At 43.2% G+C, this 2,736-nt stretch carries 2 protein-coding genes; both read left to right on the plus strand.

What is annotated here, in order from left to right; all coding sequences use genetic code 11:
• Positions 1–63 precede the first annotated feature (63 nt).
• Positions 64–687, plus strand: coding sequence for an RNA chaperone ProQ (gene proQ / locus BCT81_RS26870; RefSeq protein ID WP_004742319.1), 624 nt, complete (start codon positions 64–66; stop codon positions 685–687).
• 17 nt (positions 688–704) lie between these two features.
• Entirely contained in the window at positions 705–2,699 is a 1,995-nt protein-coding gene (gene prc, locus BCT81_RS26875) for a carboxy terminal-processing peptidase (protein ID WP_102426440.1), read from the plus strand.
• Positions 2,700–2,736 lie beyond the last annotated feature (37 nt).

A 2,736-nucleotide genomic window follows, 5' to 3' on the forward strand; every position in this document is an offset into this window, starting at 1 on the left:
CTCTATAATACGTAAAAATATTTTCTTAATGCTCGCGGAAAACCGCAAAAACCAGGAACCCACATGGAAAACACTGAAAAGTTAAAAAACAGCAAAGAAGTTATCGCATATATTGCTGAATGTTTCCCTAAATGCTTTACTTTAGAAGGTGAAGCGAAGCCACTTAAAATTGGTATTTTTCAAGATCTTGCTGAACGTCTAAATGAAGACGAAAAAGTAAGTAAGACTCAGCTTCGTGCAGCGTTAAGACAGTACACATCATCATGGCGTTACCTGCACGGCGTAAAAGCTGGTGCAGAGCGTGTTGACCTAGACGGCAACGCGTGTGGCACACTAGAAGAAGAGCACGTTGAGCACGCTAAAGCTACACTTGCAGAAAGCAAAGCTAAAGTTCAGGCTCGTCGTAAAGAGCAAGCACAAAAAGCTCGCGAAGAAGGCAAAGCGAAACCTAAGGCGAAGAAAGCTCCACAGCCTCGTCGCCAAGCGCCTAAAGCACCAAAAGTAGAAAAGCCTGTAGAAACACGCGCTTTGAACGCTGACGAATTCATCGCTGGCAAAGAAGTAAATGTGAACATGGGTAAAGGAAACATGGCTGCGACCATTGTTGAAATCAATAAGGAAGATGTACGTGTTCAGTTAGCAAACGGCCTACAAATGGTTGTTAAAGCGGAGCACTTGCGCGCTTAAAGGAGATACTCCTACGCATGAAATGCCGTTCAAAATTGACACTGATTGCTGCTAGCTTTTTGCTAGCAGCTTCAGCTCAGGCTCTTGAAGCCAAATTAGATCAGGACGATTTACCTCTACTCGCTCCTGAGGTCCAACACGAAACTGCTAGTAAACGTGTTACTTCTCGATTTACTCGTTCCCACTATAAACACTTCAATCTCAACGACGATTTCTCTCAAGCTATCTTTAATCGTTACTTAGAGATGCTGGATTACAATCGTAATATCTTCACCCAAGCTGATATTGACTCTTTCTCTGCGGCATCGAAGCAAATCGATGACCAGTTAAAAGCAGGCAATAACCAGATTGCTTTCGATGTTTACAATTTGTCTATGCAGAAGCGTTTTGAACGTTTCCAGTATGCATTGTCTTTGCTCGATACTGAAATCAAGTTTGATACCGATGAAACTATCGAACTTAATCGTAGTGAAGCAGCGTGGCCGAAAGATATCGCTGAAGTGAATGAGCTTTGGAGAAAACGCGTTAAATACGATGCGTTGAATCTAAAACTAACTGGTAAAGAGTGGCCAGAGATTCAAGAAGTTTTGGAAAAGCGTTACAACAATGCGATGAAGCGTATTACGCAATCGCATAATGAAGATGCTTTCCAGATCTACATGAACGCATTTGCACGAGAGGTCGATCCTCACACTAGCTACCTTTCTCCAAGAAATGCAGAGCAATTCCAATCTGAGATGAATCTTTCTCTAGAAGGGATTGGTGCTGTGCTTCAAATGACAGACGACTACACCGTTATCCGTTCTTTAGTTGCTGGTGGCCCTGCGTCAAACAGTAAACAATTGAGCGATGGCGATCGTATTGTCGGCGTTGGTCAAGATGGAGAAGAGATTGTTGATGTTATCGGCTGGCGCTTAGACGATGTAGTACAACTTATTAAAGGCCCGAAAGGGACTAAAGTGAAGCTGCAGATCTTACCTGATGGTAAAGATGCAAAAAGTCACGTTGTCACAATTGTTCGTGATAAGATTCGTCTAGAAGACCGCGCTGTTAAATCAGAAGTTATCGAGAAAGATGGTAAGAAGATTGGTGTACTAGAAGTGCCAAGTTTCTACGTTGGCCTTTCTAAAGATACCGACAAACTGATCACTGAGCTCAAAGAGCAAGGTGTCGAGGGTATCATTGTCGATCTTCGTAATAACGGTGGTGGCGCACTTACCGAAGCAACGGAACTCTCTGGTCTATTTATCAAAGAGGGGCCTGTTGTACAAGTTCGTGATAGCTATGGTCGTGTCAAAGTGAACAGCGACACCGATGGTAAGATCAGTTACCAAGGTCCGTTAACGGTATTGGTGAATCGTTACAGTGCATCAGCATCTGAGATCTTTGCCGCTGCAATGCAAGACTATGGTCGTGCGATAATCCTAGGTGAGAACTCTTTCGGTAAAGGAACGGTGCAACAGCATCGCTCTTTGAATCATATCTATGATTTGTTCGATAAAGAGTTAGGCTATGTTCAATACACAATCCAAAAATTCTACCGTATCAATGGTGGTAGTACGCAAAATAAAGGGGTAGTTCCTGATATTGCTTACCCAACGCCGATTGATCCAGCAGATACAGGTGAAAGTGTCGAAGATAATGCACTACCTTGGGATAGCATCGACAAAGCGAAGTACTCAGTGTTACAGCGTAACGATGAGAAAATCGCAGCGTTAACGGCTAAACACCAAGCTCGTATCGCGACAGACATGGAATTCGGCTTTATTGCGCAAGATATTGAAAAGTATAAGGCGGATAAAGACGACAACGAACTTTCTCTGAATGAAAAGGTTCGCCAGCAAGAGAGTGATGATGCGGAAGCACTTCGTTTAGAACGTATTAATCAACGTCAAAAAGTCGCTAAGTTAGAGCCTTTCAAAACGTTGGACGATGTTCCGAACGACTATGAAGCCCCTGACGCTTATCTTGATGAGTCGGTTGCAATCATGCTAGATATGATAAAGAAATAGGCTTACCGCCTGTTGAAATTAAAAAGCGAGCTTAGGC

The organism is Vibrio sp. 10N.261.52.A1, from assembly GCF_002876325.1.
In the GTDB taxonomy this organism is placed as follows: domain Bacteria; phylum Pseudomonadota; class Gammaproteobacteria; order Enterobacterales; family Vibrionaceae; genus Vibrio; species Vibrio chagasii.